Below are 19,913 nucleotides of genomic sequence, written 5' to 3'. Positions count from 1 at the left end.
AGCGTTAGGGAAACGCCCGGTTACATTCCGAACCCGGAAGCTAAGCCTTTCAGCGCCGATGGTACTGCAGGGGGGACCCTGTGGGAGAGTAGGACACCGCCGAACAAATTTTGACCTCAACCCCCGGATCCCGTCCGGGGGTTGAGGCATTTCTGCGTTCAGGAGACCCCTGTGCCGCCGGCCGTCCGGGCTGAAGGTAAGGTCATGGGGCCATCATCAGCTCGTTCCCACAGGAGGCCCCCGGGTGGAGGTCCAGGAGACCCGCGTTCAGACGGACCGGGTACTCACCATCCCCAACATCCTCAGCATGGCTCGCCTCGTCGGCGTGCCTCTGTTCCTGTGGTTGATCCTGCGGCCCGTGTTCGGCGGGCCCAACAGTGACGGCTGGGCGCTGCTCGTCCTGGCGCTCAGCGGTGTGAGCGACTATCTCGACGGGAAGCTCGCGCGGCGCTGGAACCAGATCAGCAGCCTCGGTCGACTGCTCGATCCGGCCGCGGACCGGCTCTACATCCTTTCCACCCTCCTGGGTCTCACCTGGCGGGAGATCCTGCCGCTCTGGCTGACCCTCGCGCTTTTGGCCCGTGAGTTGATGCTCCTGGTGATGGTGGGTATCCTCCGCCGCCACGGCTATCCGCCGCCGCAGGTCAACTTTCTCGGCAAAGCTGCCACTTTCAACTTGATGTACGCGTTCCCGTTGCTGCTCCTCAGTGACGGAGACGGATGGCTTGCGTCACTCGCTGAAGTTTTCGGGTGGGCCTTCGCCGGATGGGGTACAACTCTGTATTGGTGGGCAGGGATCCTCTACGTGGTCCAGGTCCGTCGACTCGTGAAGGCGGATACCACGGCCGATTGAGCCCGTCCGTCCTGTGCCTGGCAACGACGCCGGCCGGATCGAGACTCCGAAGGGCCATTGAGTGGACAGGTGAAGTCGGCAGGACCGTCGTCTCTTCAAGGAGGACGCTTCCGACATGAAGGCCGTCGTGATGGCCGGTGGTGAAGGCACTCGCCTTCGCCCCATGACATCGAGCATGCCCAAGCCTCTTCTGCCGGTCGTGAACCGGCCGATCATGGAGCATGTCCTGCGACTGCTCAAGAGGCACGGTCTCAACGAGACCGTCGTCACCGTGCAGTTTCTCGCCTCCCTCGTAAGGAATTACTTCGGGGACGGCGAAGAGCTCGGAATGGAGCTCACCTATGCCAACGAGGAGAAGCCGCTCGGCACCGCGGGCAGCGTGAAGAATGCCGAGGAGGCGTTGAAGGACGACGCCTTTCTCGTCATCTCGGGGGACGCGCTCACCGACTTCGACCTCACCGATCTGATCCGGTTCCACAAGGAGAAGGGCGCGCTCGTCACAGTCTGTCTGACCCGGGTGCCCAATCCGCTGGAATTCGGCATCACGATCGTCGACGAGGAAGGCAAGGTCGAACGATTCCTGGAGAAGCCGACCTGGGGACAGGTCTTCTCCGACACGGTGAACACGGGCATCTACGTCATGGAGCCCGAGGTCTTCGACTACGTCGAGGCGGACGTTCCCGTCGACTGGTCGGGTGACGTCTTCCCGCAGCTGATGAAGGAAGGCAAGCCGATCTACGGCTATGTCGCCGAGGGCTACTGGGAGGACGTGGGCACCCACGAGAGCTATGTGAAGGCCCAGGCCGACGTCCTGGAGGGCAAGGTCGAGGTCGACATCGACGGCTTCGAGATCTCGCCCGGCGTCTGGGTCGCCGAAGGCGCCGAGGTCCATCCCGACGCCGTGCTGCGCGGGCCGCTGTACATCGGGGACTACGCCAAGGTGGAGGCCGGTGCGGAGGTGCGCGAGCACACCGTCATCGGGTCCAACGTCGTGGTGAAGAGCGGGGCCTTCCTGCACAAGGCCGTCATCCACGACAACGTCTACATCGGGCAGCAGAGCAATCTGCGCGGCTGTGTCGTAGGCAAGAACACCGACGTGATGCGGGCCGCCCGGATCGAGGACGGGGCCGTCATCGGGGACGAGTGCCTGATCGGTGAGGAATCGATCGTGCAGGGCAATGTCCGGGTCTACCCGTTCAAGACGATCGAGGCCGGCGCCTTCGTCAACACCTCCGTCATCTGGGAGTCCCGCGGCCAGGCGCATCTCTTCGGGGCCCGGGGCGTGTCCGGCATCATCAACGTGGAGATCACGCCCGAGCTGGCCGTGCGGCTCGCCGGGGCGTACGCCACCACGTTGAAGAAGGGCGCGACCGTCACGACCGCGCGTGACCACTCCCGTGGCGCGCGGGCGCTGAAACGGGCGGTGATCTCGGCGCTGCAGGCCGCCGCCATCGACGTACGCGACCTGGAGAACGTGCCGCTGCCCGTGGCGCGGCAGCAGACGGCGCGGGGTTCGGCCGGCGGGATCATGGTGCGGACCTCGCCGGGTGCGCCGGACTCCGTGGACATCATGTTCTTCGACGAGCGGGGCGCGGACCTGTCGCAGGCGGGGCAGCGCAAGCTCGACCGGGTGTTCGCGCGCCAGGAGTACCGGCGGGCGTTCCCCGGAGAGATCGGCGACCTGTCCTTCCCGGCCAGCGTGTTCGACTCGTACACCGGCTCGCTGCTGCGGAACGTGGACACGTCCGGCATCGCGGAGGCGGGTCTCAAGGTGGTCGTGGACGCGGCCAACGGCAGTGCGGGTCTCGTTCTGCCGAGCCTCCTCGGCCGGCTCCAGGTGGATTCGCTGACGATCAACCCGGGTCTCGACGAGTCGCGGCCTACGGAGTCGGCGGAGACCCGGCGGGCCGGGCTGGTGCGGCTCGGGGAGATCGTGGCCTCGGCGCGTGCCGCGTTCGGCGTGCGCTTCGATCCCGTCGGCGAACGGCTCTCCCTGGTCGACGAGCGGGGCCGGATCATCGAGGACGACCGGGCACTCCTGGTGATGCTGGACCTGGTGGCGGCCGAGCGGCGGTCCGGCAGGGTCGCGCTGCCGGTGACGACCACGAGGATCGCCGAGCAGGTCGCCGCTTACCACGGCACGCAGGTGGAGTGGACGACGACCTCGCCGGACGACCTCACCCGGGTCGGCCGTGACGAGTCGACGATCTTCGGCGGTGACGGCCGTGGCGGGTTCATCGTGCCGGAGTTCAGCAGCGTCTTCGACGGTGCGGCCTCGTTCGTGCGGCTCATCGGTCTGGTGGCCCGTACGCAGCTCACGCTCAGCCAGATCGACGCCCGTATCCCGCGGGCGCACGTGCTGAAGCGGGACATCGCCACTCCGTGGGCGGTGAAGGGTCTGGTGATGCGCAGGGTGGTGGAGGCGGCCGGTGACCGGTCCGTGGACACCACCGACGGCGTGCGGGTGGTGGAGGCCGACGGGCGCTGGGTGATGGTGCTGCCCGACCCGGCGGAGGCCGTCACCCATCTGTGGGCGGAGGGGCCGGACGACGGCTCCGCGCAGGCTCTGCTCGACGAGTGGTCGGCCGTCGTCGACAGCGCAGGTCACTAGGCCGGGAGCGGACGGACGAGACGGCGGAGCCGGGAGGTACCCGTGGGTACCTCCCGGCTCCTCGGTGGGGCCATTCGGCGGTACGGCGTGCGACGTGCGACGATGTGCGGCATGTCGCAGCAGCCCCCCGTTCGGAGCACAGGAACGCCACCTCCGCGTCCGGACGCGTCCATGTCGCTGCTGAACAACGTGATCGACCATGCGCTGGACGACGGTTACGCGGAGGCCTCGGCCCGGCGGGCCGCCGAGGGCGGTGGTATGCCCCGTACGATTCGGGCCAAGCTCGGGCTCGCGGCGGGCCTGGTGCTCGCGGCGGCCGTCGTGACGCTGGGGGCGGCCGAGGCGCGGGTGTCCGCGCCGGTGGTCGCCAAGGAGCGGCAGGAGCTGATCGACCGGATCGAGTCGGAGACGTCCGCGGCCGACAAGCTGGAGACGGACGTCGAGCGGATCCGCGACGAGGTCGGGGAGCGGCAGCGCAGGGCGCTGGAGCAGCACGGCGGTGACCAGGCCGAGCTGGTGGCGCTGCTGTCCGGGGCGACACCGGTGCACGGGCCGGGCGTGAAGCTGGTCGTGGACGATGCCAAGGGCACCGACACGGGCGGCGGCGGTCCGCGCGAGAGCAGCGGCTTCTCCGACACCGGGCGGGTGCGCGACCGTGACATGCAGCGGGTCGTGAACGGCCTGTGGGAGTCGGGTGCCGAGGCGGTCGCGATCAACGGTCAGCGGCTGACGGCGCTGTCGGCGATCCGGGCGGCGGGCGACGCCATACTGGTCGACAACAAGCCACTGGTGCCGCCGTACACGATCCTCGCCGTCGGCGACGGACAGCGGCTGAGCACGGCGTTCCAGGACAGCGCCGACGGCCAGTACCTGCACGCGCTGCAGGAGAACTTCGGGATCCGTACGAGCATCTCGGCCGAGGGCGACGTGCGTCTGCCGGCCGCGCCGAGCCTGATCGTACGTACAGCAGAGCCGAGGGGAGCCGGGGCGGCGAAGGCCACCGGGCAGGCCACGGCCGAGACAGGGAAGGGCACATCTTGATCGCCGTACTGGGCCTGATCGTGGGAGTCGTGGTCGGACTGTTGGTCCGGCCCGAGGTTCCGGCGGTGGTCGAGCCCTATCTTCCGATCGCCGTGGTCGCCGCCCTCGACGCGGTCTTCGGCGGACTGCGGGCCATGCTCGACGGGATCTTCGTCGACAAGGTCTTCGTGGTGTCGTTCCTGTCGAACGTGGTGGTGGCGGCGCTGATCGTCTTCCTCGGTGACAAGCTGGGCGTCGGCGCGCAGTTGTCGACCGGTGTGGTCGTCGTGCTCGGCATCCGGATCTTCTCGAACGCCGCCGCCATCCGTCGGCACGTGTTCCGGGCGTGAGGCCGATGAGCGACAACGAGAACGAGAACGAGAACGCGAACGCCGACGGGCGGGACAAGGGTCCGGCGCGGGAGCCGGGCGAGGCCGGCGCGCCGCAGCCGGGGCCCCGGCCGCCGCTGCCCGGGCCCGTACCCCCGCCCGCGCCCCAGCCTCCCGCGGCGCCCGCGCCCCCACAGGCTCCCGCCGCCGCGCCTCCGTCCGGGCCGTCGGCGAGCGGGCGGCAGCGGCTGGCCGCCAGTCTGTGGCCGCCGCGGGTGACGCGGGCCCAACTCGTCGTGGCCCTGCTGCTGTTCGTCCTCGGCCTGGGGCTTGCCATCCAGGTCCGGTCGACGAGCGACAACAGCGCGCTGCGCGGCGCCCGCCAGGAGGACCTGGTGCGGATCCTCGACGAGCTCGACGACCGCACCCAGCGCCTGGAGGACGAGAAGACCCGTCTGGAGAGCCAGCGCAACGAGCTGGAGTCCAGCTCGGACCAGGCCGAGGAGGCCCGGAAGCAGACCCAGGAGAAGGAGCGGCAGCTCGGGATCCTGGCCGGTACGGTCGCCGCCGAGGGCCCTGGGATCACGCTGACGATCACGGACCCGGCCGGGGCCGTCGAGTCGGACATGCTGCTCGACGCGATCCAGGAGCTGCGGGCGGCCGGCGCGGAGGCGATCCAGGTCAACGATGTGCGCGTGGTGGCGGACAGCTACTTCTCGGGCAGCGGACGCGACATGCGGATCGATGGAACGCAGGTGGCCGCTCCGTACGTCTTCAAGGTCATCGGCAAGCCGGAGGATCTCGAGCCCGCGCTCAACATCCCCGGCGGCATCGTCCAGACATTGGAGAAGGAGCAGGCCACGGCCAGGGTGGAGCGTTCCGGGAAGATCGTCGTCGACGCCTTGCGACCTGCGAAGCGGCCTGACTACGCTCAGTCGTCCTCGCAGTGAGGCGGGGCTCGATGACGGTCGCGCAGCAAGGGCATGACCTTGCGGGGGGTCGCCGCACCACATGGGTGGTGCGTGGTGGAAACTGTCGAGTGGCTACGGACGTTGTGAAGATGTCCGGGTCGGCAGGTGTGTTCAGTCAGGGTTCGTCCTGCCCCACGGGCGGGTCTGTTTCGGTCAAGGGGAATCGCCCGTGAAGTTGTTTGCGAAGTTGTTCGGCAAGAGCGGACGCGAGGACGGCGGCAACGCCAGGCATCGCGCGCCGCGTCACGCCCAGAGCGAGGAACAGGGCGCCGAGCGCCCGCTCTTCCGCGACGAGGTCGGTGGCCACGGTGGCGACATTCCGGGCACACAGGGCGCGTCTTCTGTTGACCCTGCCGGTGCCGGGCGCATAGGTTTCGGAGAACCATCAACCTCAAGTACGGGTGGAGGGTTTGTCCCCGATCCGTACGCGACCCAGACCTCCGCGGGGCAGCCGCGGCAGGAGGACGCGTCCATGCCGGTATGTACGAGGTGCGGTCACCGCAACACGGCGGACAGCCGTTTCTGCTCCCACTGCGGCACGCCGCTGCGGGGCGGAGTGGCGCCTGAGCGTGCTTCCGAGACGACCTCGACGATCTCCATCTCGGGGCTCGAGGCCTACGACTCGGAGGTCACGGGCCAGACCGCGCTCCCGGCGCTGTCGGCCGAGGCGCTGGCGGCGGTCGAGGCCCTGCCGGCCGGCTCGGCGCTGCTGATCGTGCGCCGCGGTCCGAACTCGGGCAGCCGCTTCCTGCTGGACGGCGAGCTGACCACGGCCGGCCGTCACCCGCAGAGCGACATCTTCCTGGACGACGTGACCGTGTCGCGCCGTCACGTGGAGTTCCGGCGCCAGCCCGACGGCACCTTCACGGTGTCGGACGTCGGCAGCCTCAACGGCACCTACGTCAACCGCGAGCCGATCGACTCGGTCGTGCTCTCCAACGGTGACGAGGTGCAGATCGGCAAGTACCGGCTCGTGTTCTTCGCGAGCCAGCGGGGCGTGTGACGCCCCGGAGAACCTTCAGGGAAGGTCCATGCTGCGTACACCGACGGGCGGTGCCGGTCTCGGCACCGCCTCCGCGGGCGAGCGGCTGGTCAGCATCGGCACGGTGCTGAGCCAGCTGCGCGACGAGTTTCCCGAAGTGACCATCTCCAAGATCCGGTTCCTGGAGGCCGAGGGGCTCGTCGAGCCCCGCCGGACGGCCTCCGGCTACCGGAAGTTCAGCCCGCAGGACGTGGAGCGGCTCGCCCAGATCCTGCGGATGCAGCGGGACCACTACCTCCCGCTCAAGGTCATCCGCGAGCATCTGGACGCCCTCGCCCGCGGTGAGCAGGTCAGGCTGCCCTCGCCCGCGGGTCCCTCGCGGGACCTGCTCGACGGCGCCTGGGACGGCGAGGGCGAGCGTCCCACCGCGGCCCGGGTCGGCCGGGCCGAGCTGCTCGCCGCCGCCGAGGTGACCGAGGCCGAGCTGGCCGACTGGGAGTCGTACGGGCTGATCGCCCAGGCCGAGGGCGGGGGCTACGACGCCGAGACCGTCACCGTCGCCAAGCTCGTGGCGGATCTGGGGAGATTCGGTCTGGAACCCCGCCACCTGCGGGCCGTGAAGGCCGCCGCCGACCGGGAGGCCGGTCTCGTCGAGCAGGTCGTCGCGCCGCTGCGCCGGCACCGTAACCCGCAGACCAGGGCCCATGCGGAGGCCACCGCGAAGGAGCTGGCGGGACTCTCCGTGCGACTGCACGCGGCACTGGTCCAGACCGCTCTCGGGCTCCGGCTGCAGTGAACCGGGGACGGCCTTCGGACGGCCCGACTACCCAAACCGGTCGGGCACGTCCTAGGGTTGCTGTGTGAACGAGCTCGACGTTGTGGGTGTCCGGGTGGAAATGCCCTCCAACCAGCCGATCGTGCTCCTGCGTGAAGTGGGAGGCGACCGGTACCTCCCCATCTGGATCGGACCGGGGGAGGCGACCGCGATCGCCTTCGCCCAGCAGGGCATGGCCCCGGCCAGGCCGCTGACGCACGACCTCTTCAAGGACGTGCTCGAGGCCGTGGGGCAGGAGCTCACCGAGGTCCGCATCACGGACCTGCGCGACGGCGTCTTCTACGCCGAGCTGGTCTTCGCCAGCGGCGTCGAGGTGAGCGCCCGGCCGTCCGACGCGATAGCGCTCGCCCTGCGCACCGGGACGCCGATCTACGGCAGTGACGGGGTGCTCGACGACGCGGGGATCGCGATTCCGGACGAGCAGGAGGACGAGGTGGAGAAGTTCCGCGAGTTCCTCGACCAGATCTCGCCCGAGGACTTCGGGACGAGCAACCAGTAGTCCGCCGGCCTCGCCCGCGGCCGGAGGGCGGCCCTGAGGCATTCGAGTAGCCTTTCCCCGACACGGGGCACGGGAAACCACTCTTCGGGTGATTATCACTCGGCGTGCCGAGTGTGGCGATCGTTGACGCACCCCGAGTGACTGCCTACCTTCGTGTGGGCAGGTCAAGGACGGAGGGTCGGCGTGATGAGCAGCGGCGACGGTACGGCAGGGGGCTTCCTGGGGCGCGCCCCCGGGGAGAAGGGCCCGTATCCGCTTCACGGCAGTGTGGGCGACCTCGGTACGGACGCGGGCACGGGCCCGACGGCCACGGGCGAGGCCCAGGAGACCGTCGGCTACCGGGGCCCCACGGCATGTGCGGCGGCCGGCATCACCTACCGGCAGCTGGACTACTGGGCGCGCACCGGCCTCGTCGAGCCGAGCGTGCGGCCCGCGTACGGCTCCGGCACGCAGCGGCTCTACAGCTTCCGTGACGTCGTCGTCCTGAAGATCGTCAAGCGTTTCCTTGACACCGGGGTCGCGCTGCAGAACATCCGGGCCGCGGTGCAGCACCTGCGGGCGCGGGGATTTCGCGATCTCGAGCGCATGACGCTGATGAGCGACGGCGCGACCGTGTACGAGTGCTCCTCGCCGGACGAGGTCGTCGACCTGCTCCAGGGCGGGCAGGGCGTCTTCGGCATCGCCGTGGGTGTGGTCTGGCGGGACGTGGAGGCGGCACTGTCGCAGCTCCACGGCGAGCGCGTCGACACCGGCGAGACGCTGATCGGGCACAACCCGGCCGACGAGCTGGCGCGGCGCCGCCGCGACCGGGCCGTCTGACCCGCGGCTCCGCGCCCGGCGGAACCGGCTCGTACGCGCGTACGAGCCGATTGTCAGTGGTGTGGGGCAGCATCGGAACCGTGAGAGCCGCGCCCACGATCCTGCATCTCGACATGGATGCCTTCTTCGCCGCCGCCGAGCAGGCGTCGAAGCCCAGCCTGCGCGGAAAGCCGGTGGTCGTGGGCGGGCTCGGGCCGCGCGGCGTGGTCGCGACCGCTTCGTACGAGGCACGGCGCTTCGGCGTGCACTCGGCCATGCCGATGGCGCAGGCGCGGCGGCTCGCGCCGAACGCGGCCTATCTCGTTCCCCGCTTCGCCTTCTACCGGGCGATCAGCGGCCAGGTCATGGAACTGCTCGGGCGGCTCTCGCCGCTCGTCGAGCCGCTCAGCCTGGACGAGGCCTTCGTCGACCTGGAGGCCGGGGGAGTCGCGGACGACGCCGCGAGCGCGCGGGCCGCGGGAGAGCTGCTCCGCCGGGACATCCTCACGACCACCGGTCTCACCGGGTCGGTGGGTCTCGCCGGCTCGAAGATGCTCGCGAAGATCGCCTCGGAGGAGGCCAAGCCGGACGGGCTCGTGCTGATCGAGCCGGGCACGGAGCGGGAGCTGCTCGGGCCGCGTTCGGTGCGGATCATCCCGGGCGTCGGGCCGGCCACCGGTGAGCACCTGCGGCGGGCCGGGATCACGACGGTGGCCGAGGTGGTGGAGGCCGGCGAGGACGAGCTCGTACGGCTGCTCGGGAAGGCGCACGGGGCCTCGCTGTATCTGATGGCCCTCGGGCACGACGACCGGCCGGTGGTGGCCGAGCGGGACGCGAAGTCGGTGTCCGTCGAGGACACCTTCGACGTGGACCTGCACGACCGGCTGCGGATCCGGCTGGAGGTGGAGCGGCTCGCGGAGCGGTGCGTGGCGCGGCTGCGCGGATCCGGGCACTCGGGGCGGACGATCGTGCTGAAGGTGCGGCGTTACGACTTCTCGACGCTGACCCGTTCCGAGACGCTGCGCGGGCCCACGGACGACCCCGTGGTGGTGCGGGAGGCGGCGGCGCGGCTCCTCGACCTGGTGGACACGACCGGTGGCGTGCGGCTGCTCGGCGTCGGGGTGAGCGGCCTCGCGGACTACACGCAGGAGGATCTGTTCGCCCAGGCGGAGGCCCGGGCGGAAGCGGAGGCGCAGGCGGAGGCCGGTGCCGCCGACGGCGTGGGCGAGGAGCGGCGGACCGAGGACGGCGCGGTCGCCTCCTCGGTCGTCGCGGCCGCGCCTCCGACGGCCACGGAGCGGGTCGAGCGGCGCTGGGCCCCCGGGCTCGACGTCCGGCACGCCGTGCACGGGCCCGGGTGGGTGCAGGGCAGCGGCATCGGCCGGGTCACGGTCCGCTTCGAGGAGCCGACCTCGGCGCCCGGCCGCGTCCGCACCTTCTCGGTCGACGACCCGGAGCTCGAGCCCTCCGACCCGCTGCCCCTCGTCCCGGGCGGCGCGACGGGCGCGGCGGCGTAGTCCTGACGGGACGGGCGCGGCGGGAAGGGCGCGTCAGGACTCCTCCTGGCCCGCCAGACGGCCGAAGTCGCGGGGCGAGGTGTCCGGGGGCGGGGGCGGCAGGGCGAGGCTGTAGTGGCGGTAGAGCTGGAGTTCCTGTTCGGGGGAGAGGTGGCGGCCGACGCCGAAGTCGGGGGCGTCCTTGATGAGCGCGCGCTCGTACGGGATGTGGAGGCCGTCGCCCGCCAGCTCGCTCGGCTCCAGGGGGACGAACGCGTCCCGGCTGAACAGGCCGGTGCGGACGGCGGCCCACTCCGGGACGCCCGTCGCGTCGTCCAGGTACACCTCGTCCACGGTGCCGATCTTGTGTCCGTTCCGGTCGAACGCCTTGCGGCCGATCAGGCTGCGCGGATCGATGTCGGTCTGCACGGTCCCTCCAACTGGTCGCAACTGCTCTACAAGCACTACGAAAGTGCACATCTGGGATGTCGGCCACTTGAGCGATGGGAGAAGGAACGGCGCTGGTAGGCTGGCTGTGGCTGTGGACCCCGCGCGGGAGAGTCCTCCGGAGAAAGCTTTCGGAGGCGCCGAAGGAGCAAATCCTCCCCGGAATCTCTCAGGCACCCGTACCGCGCGGACGAGGTCACTCTGGAAAGCAGGGCGGGCGTCGACGGCATCCGCTCTCACCGACGGTGAAAGCCGGCCTGCCCTCAGGGCACGGCCGGTGAAGCTCTCAGGTTGAGATGACAGAGGGGGAGGCCGTCCGGGCACCCGCGCCGAGGTGCCCCTCGCAGGTCGTGACGACCAGGAGGCCCCCGTACATGACCGCCAACCGCATTCCGCTCTCCGAGCTCGAGCAGGGAATCCCCTTCGAGCAGCGGCACATCGGGCCCGACGCCGAGGCGCGGGCCAAGATGCTCGCCCAGGTCGGTTACGGCTCCCTCGACGAGCTCACGGCCGCCGCCGTGCCGGACGTCATCAAGAACGCCGAGGCGCTGGCCCTGCCGGGTGCCCGCACCGAGGCCGAGGTGCTGGCCGAGCTGCGCTCCCTCGCCGACCGCAACCAGGTCCTCGCCCCGATGATCGGTCTCGGCTACTACGGGACCTTCACCCCGCCGGTCATCCTGCGCAACGTCATGGAGAACCCGGCCTGGTACACGGCGTACACGCCGTACCAGCCGGAGATCTCGCAGGGCCGCCTGGAGGCGCTGCTCAACTTCCAGACCGTGGTCGCCGACCTCACCGGTCTGCCCACCTCCGGCGCGTCGCTGCTCGACGAGGGCACCGCCGCCGCCGAGGCCATGGCGCTGTCCCGCCGGGTCGGCAAGGTCAAGAACGGCGTCTTCCTGGTCGACGCCGACGCGCTGCCGCAGACGATCGCCGTCATCGAGACCCGCGCCGAGCCGACCGGTGTCGAGGTCGTCGTCGCCGACCTGTCCGCCGGCATCCCGGCCGAGGTCGCCGAGCGCGGTGTCTTCGGCGTGCTGATCCAGTACCCGGGCGCCTCCGGTGCCATCCGCGACATCAAGCCGGTCATCGACCAGGCCCACGAGCTCGGTGCGATCGTCACCGTCGCCGCCGACCTGCTCGCCCTGACGCTGCTGGCCTCGCCCGGCTCGCTCGGCGCGGACATCGCCGTCGGCACCACGCAGCGCTTCGGCGTCCCGATGGGCTTCGGCGGTCCGCACGCCGGCTACATGGCCGTCCAGGACAAGCACGCCCGCTCGCTGCCCGGCCGCCTCGTCGGCGTCTCCGTCGACGCCGACGGCAACAAGGCCTACCGCCTGGCCCTGCAGACCCGCGAGCAGCACATCCGCCGCGAGAAGGCCACCAGCAACATCTGTACGGCCCAGGTCCTGCTCGCCGTCATGGCCGGCATGTACGCCGTCTACCACGGCCCCGAGGGCCTGAAGGGCATCGCGCGGCGGACCCACCGCTACGCCGCGATCCTCGCCGCCGGTCTGCGGGCCGGAGGGGTCGAGCTGACCCAGGGCGCCTTCTTCGACACCCTCACCGCCCGCGTCCCGGGCCGCGCCGACGCCGTCGTCGCCGCCGCCCGCGAGGCCGGCGTGAACCTGTACCGCGTCGACGCCGACCAGGTGTCCGTGTCCTGCGACGAGACCACCACGCGGGCGAACCTCGCCGCCGTCTGGGCCGCCTTCGGCGTCGAGGCCGACATCGAGGCCCTGGACCCGGTCACCGAGGACGCGCTGCCCGTCGACGCGCTGCGCACCGACGCGTACCTGACCCACCCGGTCTTCCACGCGCACCGCTCCGAGACCGCGATGCTGCGCTACCTGCGCAAGCTGGCCGACCGCGACTACGCGCTCGACCGCGGCATGATCCCGCTCGGCTCCTGCACCATGAAGCTGAACGCGACCACCGAGATGGAGCCGGTGACCTGGCCCGAGTTCGGCCAGATCCACCCCTTCGCCCCGGTCGAGCAGGCGCAGGGCTACGTCACGCTCATCACCGAGCTCGAGGAGCGCCTCGCCGAGGCCACCGGCTACGACAAGGTGTCGATCCAGCCGAACGCCGGCTCGCAGGGCGAGCTGGCCGGTCTGCTCGCGGTCCGCGCCTACCACCGGGCCAACGGCGACACCCAGCGCACGGTCTGCCTCATCCCGTCCTCCGCGCACGGCACCAACGCCGCCTCCGCGGTGATGGCCGGCATGAAGGTCGTCGTCGTCAAGACCGCCGAGGACGGCGAGGTCGACGTCGAGGACCTGCGCGCCAAGATCGAGCAGCACCGCGACGAGCTCGCCGTGCTGATGATCACCTACCCGTCCACGCACGGTGTGTTCGAGGAGCACGTCTCCGAGATCTGCGGCCTGGTGCACGAGGCCGGCGGCCAGGTGTACGTCGACGGCGCCAACCTCAACGCCCTGGTCGGCCTGGCCAAGCCGGGTCACTTCGGCGGCGACGTCTCGCACCTGAACCTGCACAAGACCTTCTGCATCCCGCACGGCGGCGGCGGCCCCGGCGTCGGCCCGGTCGCGGTGCGCGCGCACCTCGCGCCGTACCTGCCGAACCACCCGCTGCAGCCCACCGCCGGCCCGGAGACCGGCGTCGGCCCGATCTCGGCCGCTCCGTGGGGCTCCGCGGGCATCCTGCCCATCTCGTGGTCGTACGTCCGCCTGATGGGCGGCGAGGGCCTCAAGCGCGCCACCCAGGTCGCGGTGCTCGCGGCGAACTACATCGCCAAGCGCCTGGAGCCGCACTACCCGGTGCTCTACACCGGCCCGGCCGGCCTGGTCGCGCACGAGTGCATCATCGACCTGCGTCCGCTGTCGAAGAGCACCGGCGTGAGCGTCGACGACATCGCCAAGCGTCTGATCGACTACGGCTTCCACGCGCCGACCATGTCGTTCCCGGTGGCCGGCACGCTGATGATCGAGCCCACCGAGTCCGAGGACCTCACCGAGATCGACCGCTTCTGCGACACGATGATCGCGATCCGGGCCGAGATCGAGAAGGTCGGCTCCGGCGAGTGGCCGGCCGAGGACAACCCGCTGCGCAACGCCCCGCACACCGCCGCGGCGCTGGGCGGCGAGTGGAACCACGCGTACACGCGCGAGGAGGCGGTGTTCCCGGCCGGCGTCTCGGCCGCGGACAAGTACTGGCCGCCGGTCCGCCGGATCGACGGCGCGTTCGGCGACCGCAACCTGGTCTGCTCCTGCCCGCCGCTGGACGAGTACGACAACTGAGCATGACGAGAGGGCCGGTTCGGAGCGTGTCTCCGGGCCGGCCCTCGGCTTTTCCCGTGCCCCGTACGGTGCGGGTGGACGGCCGTCAGGCCGCCGTCGTCACCCCGGCCGCGGTCAGCGGGCGGTGCGGGGCGATGATCTGCCCGTCCGGCAGCAGCTCACCGGTGTCCTCGAAGAGCAGGACGCCGTTGCACAGCAGGCTCCAGCCCTGCTCCGGGTGGTGCGCCACAGGGCGGGCGGCCTCCCGGTCGGCGGAGTCGGCGGTGGGACAGGCGGGCTGGTGCTGGCACATGGAGGGATTCTTTCGCTGCGTCGTGGTGGATGTCCTGCGGCTCTTCGTCGGCATGGCCGCCCCCGTCGGTCGGTTCGGTTCCGGTCCCCAGTCTTGCCCTACGGACGGCATTCCGCAGGGATTTCGCGGCAGCTCGTCCTCTCCTGGGAAGACGCATCACCCGCAGGGGCGGTTCAGGTCAACCGCCCCGTCACTTAGGGGGGTTCGGGGTGGTCCCAGTGGGCTAGTCCGAACGGGACCCGCCTCGGACAGCAGTGCGCCCCGGGACCCGAAGGCCCCGGGGCGCACTGCTGTCCGGACCGGTCGCGCGCTCAGGCGGTCGCGCTCGCGGCGGAACCGAGCAGCGGCGGCGGGGTGAGCCGCAGGCCGATCACCGGGAGCAGGTCGGCCACCCCGTAGGGGCGGTTGGCGGCGATTCCCGGCGGTGCGGGCGCGAGCGGCACGAGCAGGTCGGCTGCCCCGGGCTCGGTGGTGGCGCCGTCCGCCTCGGTGTCGGCGTGCAGCCACAGCGTCAGCATGTAGAGCTCCGGCACGGAGAGCAGCCGTGGCTGGTACGGGGTGACCAGCGCCTCGGCCTGGATCAGGGCCCGCTCGGTGGCCGCGACGTAGGGACCCTCGAAGAAGTGCGAGAAGGACCAGCCGTCGGGGGTGAACATGGTGTCGGCGGCGGCGATCGCCCGGTCCCCGTTCCGGATGAGGAAGCGCCAGCCGGCCAGCCGGGTGCGCGGTGGCCGCTGTCCGGCCGCGTCGGGCACGCCGAGCACGTGGACGGGCAGGGGCAGTTCGGGGCTCAGCGGTCCCTGTGCGGTCCGCAGGGCCGGTGTACGCGGTTCTCGTACCGCCGAGGGCGAGCCGAGGGCCGCGAGGACACTGCGGAGGGCCGGCGCGGGGGCCGGGGAGGGTCGGAGCATGATGGGTCGCCTCTCACTCAGGAGACACGGTGAAGCGTGGGCAGGTAACGACGGCGCTGTCAGCGACGGGGCCAGAGAGGGGGGCCATGGGTACATGGCCGTGCGCCAACACTCTGCCTCGTGCGCGGAGTTTATACGACACGTGTTCACACAGTGTTTCCGCTAGGCGCCGCTGATATTCCTGACAAGGCGTCATTCGGTCGTATTCCCCCGGTGATTCGGTGGAATGCATGGCTCCGGGGAACGACTGCCTGCGATTTCCTCGCCGGGCCGGTCGGCCGAATCTTGACCCACGCTGCGCCGGTGCAGTGCGGACAATATGACATTGGTATATGTCGATTGCTCTTTGCCCGCGGAGACTGCCTCCGGAGAAAGCCCGCCAAGAGTAACGGCTCACACCTGCGTTCCGCAGGCGTTGTCGATCAGCCGACGGGGCATCATCGTCCGTGACGCTCGCGGCCGTCGCGGCGGCCGCCCACTCGGGAGGGACGCTCGATGGGGGAGAAGGTCGTGGCCGACGGGTTCGGCCCGTCCGACCGGCAGCGCTACCGTCGAAAGCTCCAGCAATGCCTCGCGGCGCTCGCGCGGCTGCTCGCGGAGAAGCGGTTCGACCGGCCCCGCAATCTCATGGGCCTGGAGATCGAACTCAATCTCGCGGGCGACGACGGGCTGCCCAGGATGCTCAACGCGCCGGTGCTCGACCGGATCGCCAGCCCCGATTTCCAGACCGAACTCGGAATGTTCAACCTGGAAGTGAACATCGCCCCGCACCGGCTCGACGGACACGTATTCGACCGGCTCGCGGAGGAACTCCGTACCGGACTCGGTTACGCCGACCGCAAGGCCCGGGAGCTGGACGCGGGCGTCGTGATGATCGGCATACTCCCGACGCTCACCCAGGACGACGCGGTCCACGCCAACCTCTCCGCGGCCGACCGCTACGCGCTCCTCAACGACCAGATACTCGCCGCCCGCGGCGAGGACTTCACCCTCGACATCCACGGCGTGGAGCGGCTGCTCTGCACCGCGGCCTCGATCGTGCCCGAGGCCGCCTGCACGTCGGTGCAGCTGCACCTCCAGGTGACCCCGCCCCGCTTCGCCGCCCTGTGGAACGCGGCCCAGGCGATCGCCGGCGTGCAGATAGCGGTGGGCGCCAACGCGCCCTTCCTCTTCGGGCACGAGCTGTGGCGCGAGTCCCGGCCGCCGCTGTTCACCCAGGCCACCGACACCCGGCCGCCCGAGCTGCAGGCGCAGGGTGTGCGTCCGCGCACCTGGTTCGGGGAGCGCTGGGTGGACTCGGTCTACGACCTGTTCGAGGAGAACCTGCGCTACTTCCCCGCCCTGCTGCCGATCTGCGAGGACGAGGACCCGCTGCGCGTCCTGGACGAGGGCGGGGTGCCCAGGCTCCAGGAGCTGGTCCTGCACAACGGCACCGTCTACCGCTGGAACCGGCCGGTCTACGGCTGGGTCGACGGCGTCCCCCACCTGAGGGTGGAGAACCGGGTGCTCCCGGCCGGGCCGACGGTCACCGACGTCGTCGCCAACGCGGCCTTCTACTACGGGCTCGTCCGCTCGCTCGCCGAGGAGTCCCGGCCCGTCTGGAAGCGGATGGACTTCGCCGACGCCGGCCACAACTTCGACACCGCGTGCCGCCACGGCATCGAGGCGGAGCTGCGCTGGCCCCGCCCGGGCCGCGCCGGCGGCGTGTCGACCGTGCCCGCGGTTCGGCTGGTCCTCGACGAGCTGCTGCCGCTGGCCGCGGCCGGGCTCGACGCCTGGCACGTCGAGCCGCGCGACCGCGACTTCTACCTGGGTGTGATCGAGGAGCGCTGCCGGCGGCGGGTGAACGGCGCCTCCTGGCAGGCGGACACCTTCCACCGGTTCCTGGAGTCGGGTCTCGACCGTCCGGCGGCCCTGGCGGCCACCACCCGGCGCTACCGCGAGCTGATGCTCACCGGGGAGCCGGTGCACACCTGGCCGGTGGGGGCCGGGAGCGCTTCCCCGGCCCCGTAGGTAGGGTTCCCGTTACCCGGAGAGCGATGGGGAATGGGAGACAGGTGTGGTGTCGGAGCAACGAGTGGTGGACGCTTCCCTGCCCCCCGACGGGCTGCCGCGCCGGATCCTGCGCTCCGAGATGCTCATCGTGCTCGCGCTGTCGCTCGGCGCGAGCGCGCTCTCCTCGCTCATCAGCTTCATCGGCTCGCTGACCAAGCCCGGCGCGCTCAAGGAGCAGGCCGCCACGCTCAACGGCTCGTACGCGCCCGGGCGGCCCTGGCTCGACCTGGCCTGGCAGCTGTTCGGCATCGCCACGGCGCTCGTACCGGTCGTGCTCGTCGCCCATCTGCTGCTGCGCGAGGGCGCCGGGGTGCGCGGGCTGCGGGCGATCGGCTTCGACCGCACGCGGCCGTGGCCGGACCTCGGCCGCGGGGCGCTCGTCGCGGCCGGCATCGGCAGCGCGGGCCTCGCCTTCTACCTGGCGGCGCGCGCCTCCGGGTTCAACCTCACGGTCGTGCCCGAGTCCCTGCCCGAGGTGTGGTGGAAGTACCCGGTCCTGATCCTCTCGGCGATCCAGAACTCCGTCCTGGAGGAAGTGATCGTCGTCGGCTATCTGCTGCGCAGGCTCGACCAGTTGGGCTGGTCCCCGAAGGCCTCGTTCGCGGCGAGCGCGGTGCTCCGCGGCTCGTACCACCTGTACCAGGGCATCGGCGGATTCGTCGGCAACATGGTGATGGGCGTGGTCTTCGTGTGGCTGTACCGGCGCTGGGGCCGGGTGGGGCCGCTGGTGGTCGCGCACGCGCTGCTCGACATCGTGGCCTTCGTCGGCTACGGGCTGCTCGCGGGGAAGGTGGGCTGGCTGCCCACTCCGTGAGCGGAGGACGACGGGCGAGGGGCGTACGGCCGGTGCCGTACGCCCCTTCTTCGTGTGCCCCGGGCTCGTGGGCCCGTCCGCCGGAGTGCTCGCGCCGGGCTCAGGCGTGCAGCTCGCCGTCGATGACCGTGACCGCGTGGCCGTTGAGGTGGGTGCGCTCGCCGCGCAGACGGGTGCGGACGACGCCGGTGCGCGCGCCGCCCTGGAAGCCGGTCAGCTCGTCGCGGCCGAAGCGGGCCGACCAGTAGGGCGCGAGCGCCGTGTGGGCGCTGCCGGTGACCGGGTCCTCGTCGATGCCGACGGCCGGGAAGAAGCCGCGCGAGACGAACTGGTACGCGCCCTCCGGCTCGTCGGCGACTGCCGTGGCGATGATCCCGCGGTCGGACAGGGTGCTCAGCAGCGCGAAGTCCGGGGCGAGGGTGCGCACGGTCGTCTCGTCGGCCAGCTCCACGACCAGGTCGCCGATGTGGGCGGCGGTGTCGTGGACGGCGACCGGCTTCGCGCCGAGCGCCTTCTCCAGGCCGTCGGGCGCCGGCACCGGGGTGAGCGAGGAGGTCGGGAAGTCCAGGGTGATCGTGCCGTCCGGCTCGGCCGTGGCGATCAGGACGCCGCAGCGGGCGGCGAAGCGGACGGTGCCGGTGGCGATGCCGGTGCTGTGCAGGACGTGGGCGGTGGCCAGGGTGGCGTGGCCGCACATGTCGACCTCGGTGGTGGGCGTGAACCAGCGCAGCGCCCAGTCCGCCTCGCCGCCCGGCGGCAGCGGGTGGGCGAAGGCGGTCTCCGAGAGGTTGACCTCGGCGGCCACCTTCCGGAGCCAGTCGTCCTCGGGGAAGGAGTCCAGGAGCAGGACTCCGGCCGGGTTGCCGGAGAAGGGCCGGTCGGTGAAGGCGTCGACGATTCGAATCCGCATGGGACGGGACCGTACCGGAGCGGCAAAACCGCAGACCAAGGCCAATTCGGGATGGCTGGACCGCTCGGGCGTCGGTCCGGGCGTCGCCAGTGGTTCGTCCGGGTGTTGCCGAACGAACTGTTCCGATATATCGTTGAAGCATCGCGACAGTTCAACGATGAGTCTCGATGGAAGGAGCGTTGCGATGCGTACCTACGGACATGAATTCGGACACGGAAACGGACCCGGTGCCGGACGCGGGCACTGCGGTCCTGGCCCTCGTGGTGAATTCGAGGGGCGGCGCGCGGCCTTCGGGCAGTTCGGCCCGGGCTTCGGCGGACCGTGGGGCGGAGGCCCCTGGGGCGGGAGGGGTCGCGGCGGCGGTCGCGGCCGGGCGCGGCGCGGCGATGTGCGCGCCTCGATCCTGGCCCTCCTGAAGGACCGCCCGATGCACGGCTACGAGATGATCCAGGAGATCGTCGAGCGCACCGGCGGAGCCTGGAAGCCCAGCCCCGGCTCGGTCTACCCGACCCTCCAGATGCTGGAGGACGAGGGGCTGATCGCCAGCGAGAGCGAGGGCGGCAAGAAGCTGTTCACGCTCACCGACACCGGGCGCGGCGAGGCGGAGACGGGGCCGGAGGCCCCGTGGGAGGAGGTCGGGCGCGGCGTCGACTGGGACGCCGTGAACGAGATCCGGCAGGCCGGCTTCGGCCTGATGGAGGCCTTCGGGCAGGTCTGGAAGACCGGCAGCGCCGACCAGCGGCAGAAGGCCGTGGAGGTCATCAACGAGGCCCGCAAGAAGCTGTACCTGATCCTGGCCGACGAGCGCTGAGCGCTACGACGGCGACGAG

18 protein-coding genes, 1 rRNA gene and 1 riboswitch are annotated in these 19,913 nt (G+C 71.0%); of the genes, 15 read left to right on the top strand and 4 right to left on the bottom strand.

Annotated features, from left to right (window positions below; genetic code table 11):
• The 11 genes from rrf to ACFY8W_RS28435 all read left to right on the top strand — a co-directional run.
• Positions 1-105, top strand: a 5S ribosomal RNA gene (gene rrf, locus ACFY8W_RS28485); the annotation flags it as partial.
• Positions 106-244: 139 nt separating this feature from the next.
• The gene (locus tag ACFY8W_RS28480) at positions 245-853 is read left to right on the top strand and encodes a CDP-alcohol phosphatidyltransferase family protein (RefSeq protein WP_391111016.1); all 609 of its coding nucleotides are present in this window, start codon (positions 245-247) and stop codon (positions 851-853) included.
• A gap of 115 nt (positions 854-968) precedes the next feature.
• Positions 969-3,464: a sugar phosphate nucleotidyltransferase gene (locus ACFY8W_RS28475; protein WP_391111013.1), complete on the top strand. Its 2,496-nt coding sequence runs from the start codon at positions 969-971 to the stop codon at positions 3,462-3,464.
• Between the two features lie 111 nt (positions 3,465-3,575).
• Positions 3,576-4,505, top strand: coding sequence for a DUF881 domain-containing protein (locus ACFY8W_RS28470; protein WP_391111010.1), 930 nt, complete (start codon positions 3,576-3,578; stop codon positions 4,503-4,505).
• Entirely contained in the window at positions 4,502-4,834 is a 333-nt protein-coding gene (locus ACFY8W_RS28465; RefSeq protein WP_015032176.1) for a small basic family protein, read from the top strand. The genes ACFY8W_RS28470 and ACFY8W_RS28465 overlap by 4 nt, the downstream gene beginning before the upstream one ends.
• Before the next feature lie 5 nt (positions 4,835-4,839).
• Positions 4,840-5,763, top strand: coding sequence for a DUF881 domain-containing protein (locus tag ACFY8W_RS28460; RefSeq protein ID WP_391111007.1), 924 nt, complete (start codon positions 4,840-4,842; stop codon positions 5,761-5,763).
• Positions 5,764-5,824: 61 nt separating this feature from the next.
• Positions 5,825-6,787, top strand: coding sequence for an FHA domain-containing protein (locus tag ACFY8W_RS28455; RefSeq protein ID WP_391111004.1), 963 nt, complete (start codon positions 5,825-5,827; stop codon positions 6,785-6,787).
• Between the two features lie 28 nt (positions 6,788-6,815).
• Positions 6,816-7,562 (top strand): MerR family transcriptional regulator, encoded by a 747-nt coding sequence (locus tag ACFY8W_RS28450; RefSeq protein ID WP_391111001.1) that lies wholly within the window; start codon positions 6,816-6,818, stop codon positions 7,560-7,562.
• Between the two features lie 64 nt (positions 7,563-7,626).
• Positions 7,627-8,100 (top strand): bifunctional nuclease family protein, encoded by a 474-nt coding sequence (locus tag ACFY8W_RS28445; RefSeq protein ID WP_128976543.1) that lies wholly within the window; start codon positions 7,627-7,629, stop codon positions 8,098-8,100.
• Between the two features lie 186 nt (positions 8,101-8,286).
• On the top strand, positions 8,287-8,919 hold the full coding sequence (locus ACFY8W_RS28440) for a MerR family transcriptional regulator (protein WP_391110998.1): 633 nt from the start codon (positions 8,287-8,289) through the stop codon (positions 8,917-8,919).
• 80 nt (positions 8,920-8,999) lie between these two features.
• The gene (locus tag ACFY8W_RS28435; RefSeq protein ID WP_391110996.1) at positions 9,000-10,415 is read left to right on the top strand and encodes a DNA polymerase IV; all 1,416 of its coding nucleotides are present in this window, start codon (positions 9,000-9,002) and stop codon (positions 10,413-10,415) included.
• 33 nt (positions 10,416-10,448) lie between these two features.
• Here ACFY8W_RS28435 and ACFY8W_RS28430 read toward each other — a convergent pair whose 3' ends face one another.
• Positions 10,449-10,874, bottom strand: a complete 426-nt coding sequence (locus ACFY8W_RS28430; RefSeq protein ID WP_391110994.1) for a PRC-barrel domain-containing protein — start codon at positions 10,872-10,874, stop codon at positions 10,449-10,451.
• Positions 10,875-10,937: 63 nt separating this feature from the next.
• Positions 10,938-11,036: riboswitch (glycine riboswitch) on the top strand.
• A gap of 179 nt (positions 11,037-11,215) precedes the next feature.
• On the opposite strand from ACFY8W_RS28430, the gene gcvP reads away from it, so the two are divergent.
• Positions 11,216-14,101: an aminomethyl-transferring glycine dehydrogenase gene (gcvP, locus tag ACFY8W_RS28425; RefSeq protein ID WP_391110991.1), complete on the top strand. Its 2,886-nt coding sequence runs from the start codon at positions 11,216-11,218 to the stop codon at positions 14,099-14,101.
• Between the two features lie 85 nt (positions 14,102-14,186).
• Here the strand turns inward: gcvP and ACFY8W_RS28420 are convergent, their stop codons facing one another.
• Positions 14,187-14,393: a DUF5999 family protein gene (locus ACFY8W_RS28420; protein ID WP_128976548.1), complete on the bottom strand. Its 207-nt coding sequence runs from the start codon at positions 14,391-14,393 to the stop codon at positions 14,187-14,189.
• Between the two features lie 311 nt (positions 14,394-14,704).
• Positions 14,705-15,304, bottom strand: coding sequence for a hypothetical protein (locus ACFY8W_RS28415; RefSeq protein WP_391110988.1), 600 nt, complete (start codon positions 15,302-15,304; stop codon positions 14,705-14,707).
• A gap of 495 nt (positions 15,305-15,799) precedes the next feature.
• Here ACFY8W_RS28415 and ACFY8W_RS28410 point away from each other — a divergent pair, with 495 nt between their 5' ends.
• Both ACFY8W_RS28410 and ACFY8W_RS28405 read left to right on the top strand, forming a co-directional pair.
• Positions 15,800-17,317 carry a glutamate--cysteine ligase gene (locus ACFY8W_RS28410; RefSeq protein WP_391110985.1) on the top strand — a complete coding sequence of 506 codons (1,518 nt, stop codon included), beginning with the start codon at positions 15,800-15,802 and terminating at the stop codon, positions 17,315-17,317.
• Between the two features lie 121 nt (positions 17,318-17,438).
• Complete coding sequence (locus tag ACFY8W_RS28405; RefSeq protein WP_391111092.1) at positions 17,439-18,173, top strand: type II CAAX prenyl endopeptidase Rce1 family protein; 735 nt, start codon at positions 17,439-17,441, stop codon at positions 18,171-18,173.
• Positions 18,174-18,273: 100 nt separating this feature from the next.
• On the opposite strand, the gene ACFY8W_RS28400 is transcribed toward ACFY8W_RS28405, so the two are convergent.
• Entirely contained in the window at positions 18,274-19,083 is an 810-nt protein-coding gene (locus ACFY8W_RS28400; protein ID WP_391110983.1) for a PhzF family phenazine biosynthesis isomerase, read from the bottom strand.
• A gap of 184 nt (positions 19,084-19,267) precedes the next feature.
• Here ACFY8W_RS28400 and ACFY8W_RS28395 point away from each other — a divergent pair, with 184 nt between their 5' ends.
• A complete protein-coding gene (locus ACFY8W_RS28395; RefSeq protein WP_391110980.1) occupies positions 19,268-19,894 on the top strand; it encodes a helix-turn-helix transcriptional regulator in 627 nt (208 codons plus the stop codon).
• Positions 19,895-19,913: the final 19 nt, after the last annotated feature.

Source organism: Streptomyces sp. NPDC012637 (genome assembly GCF_042954805.1).
Taxonomy (GTDB): Bacteria; Actinomycetota; Actinomycetes; order Streptomycetales; family Streptomycetaceae; genus Streptomyces.
The sequence above is the reverse complement of the archived record's forward strand: the minus strand, read 5'-3'. Positions and strand labels throughout refer to the sequence as shown.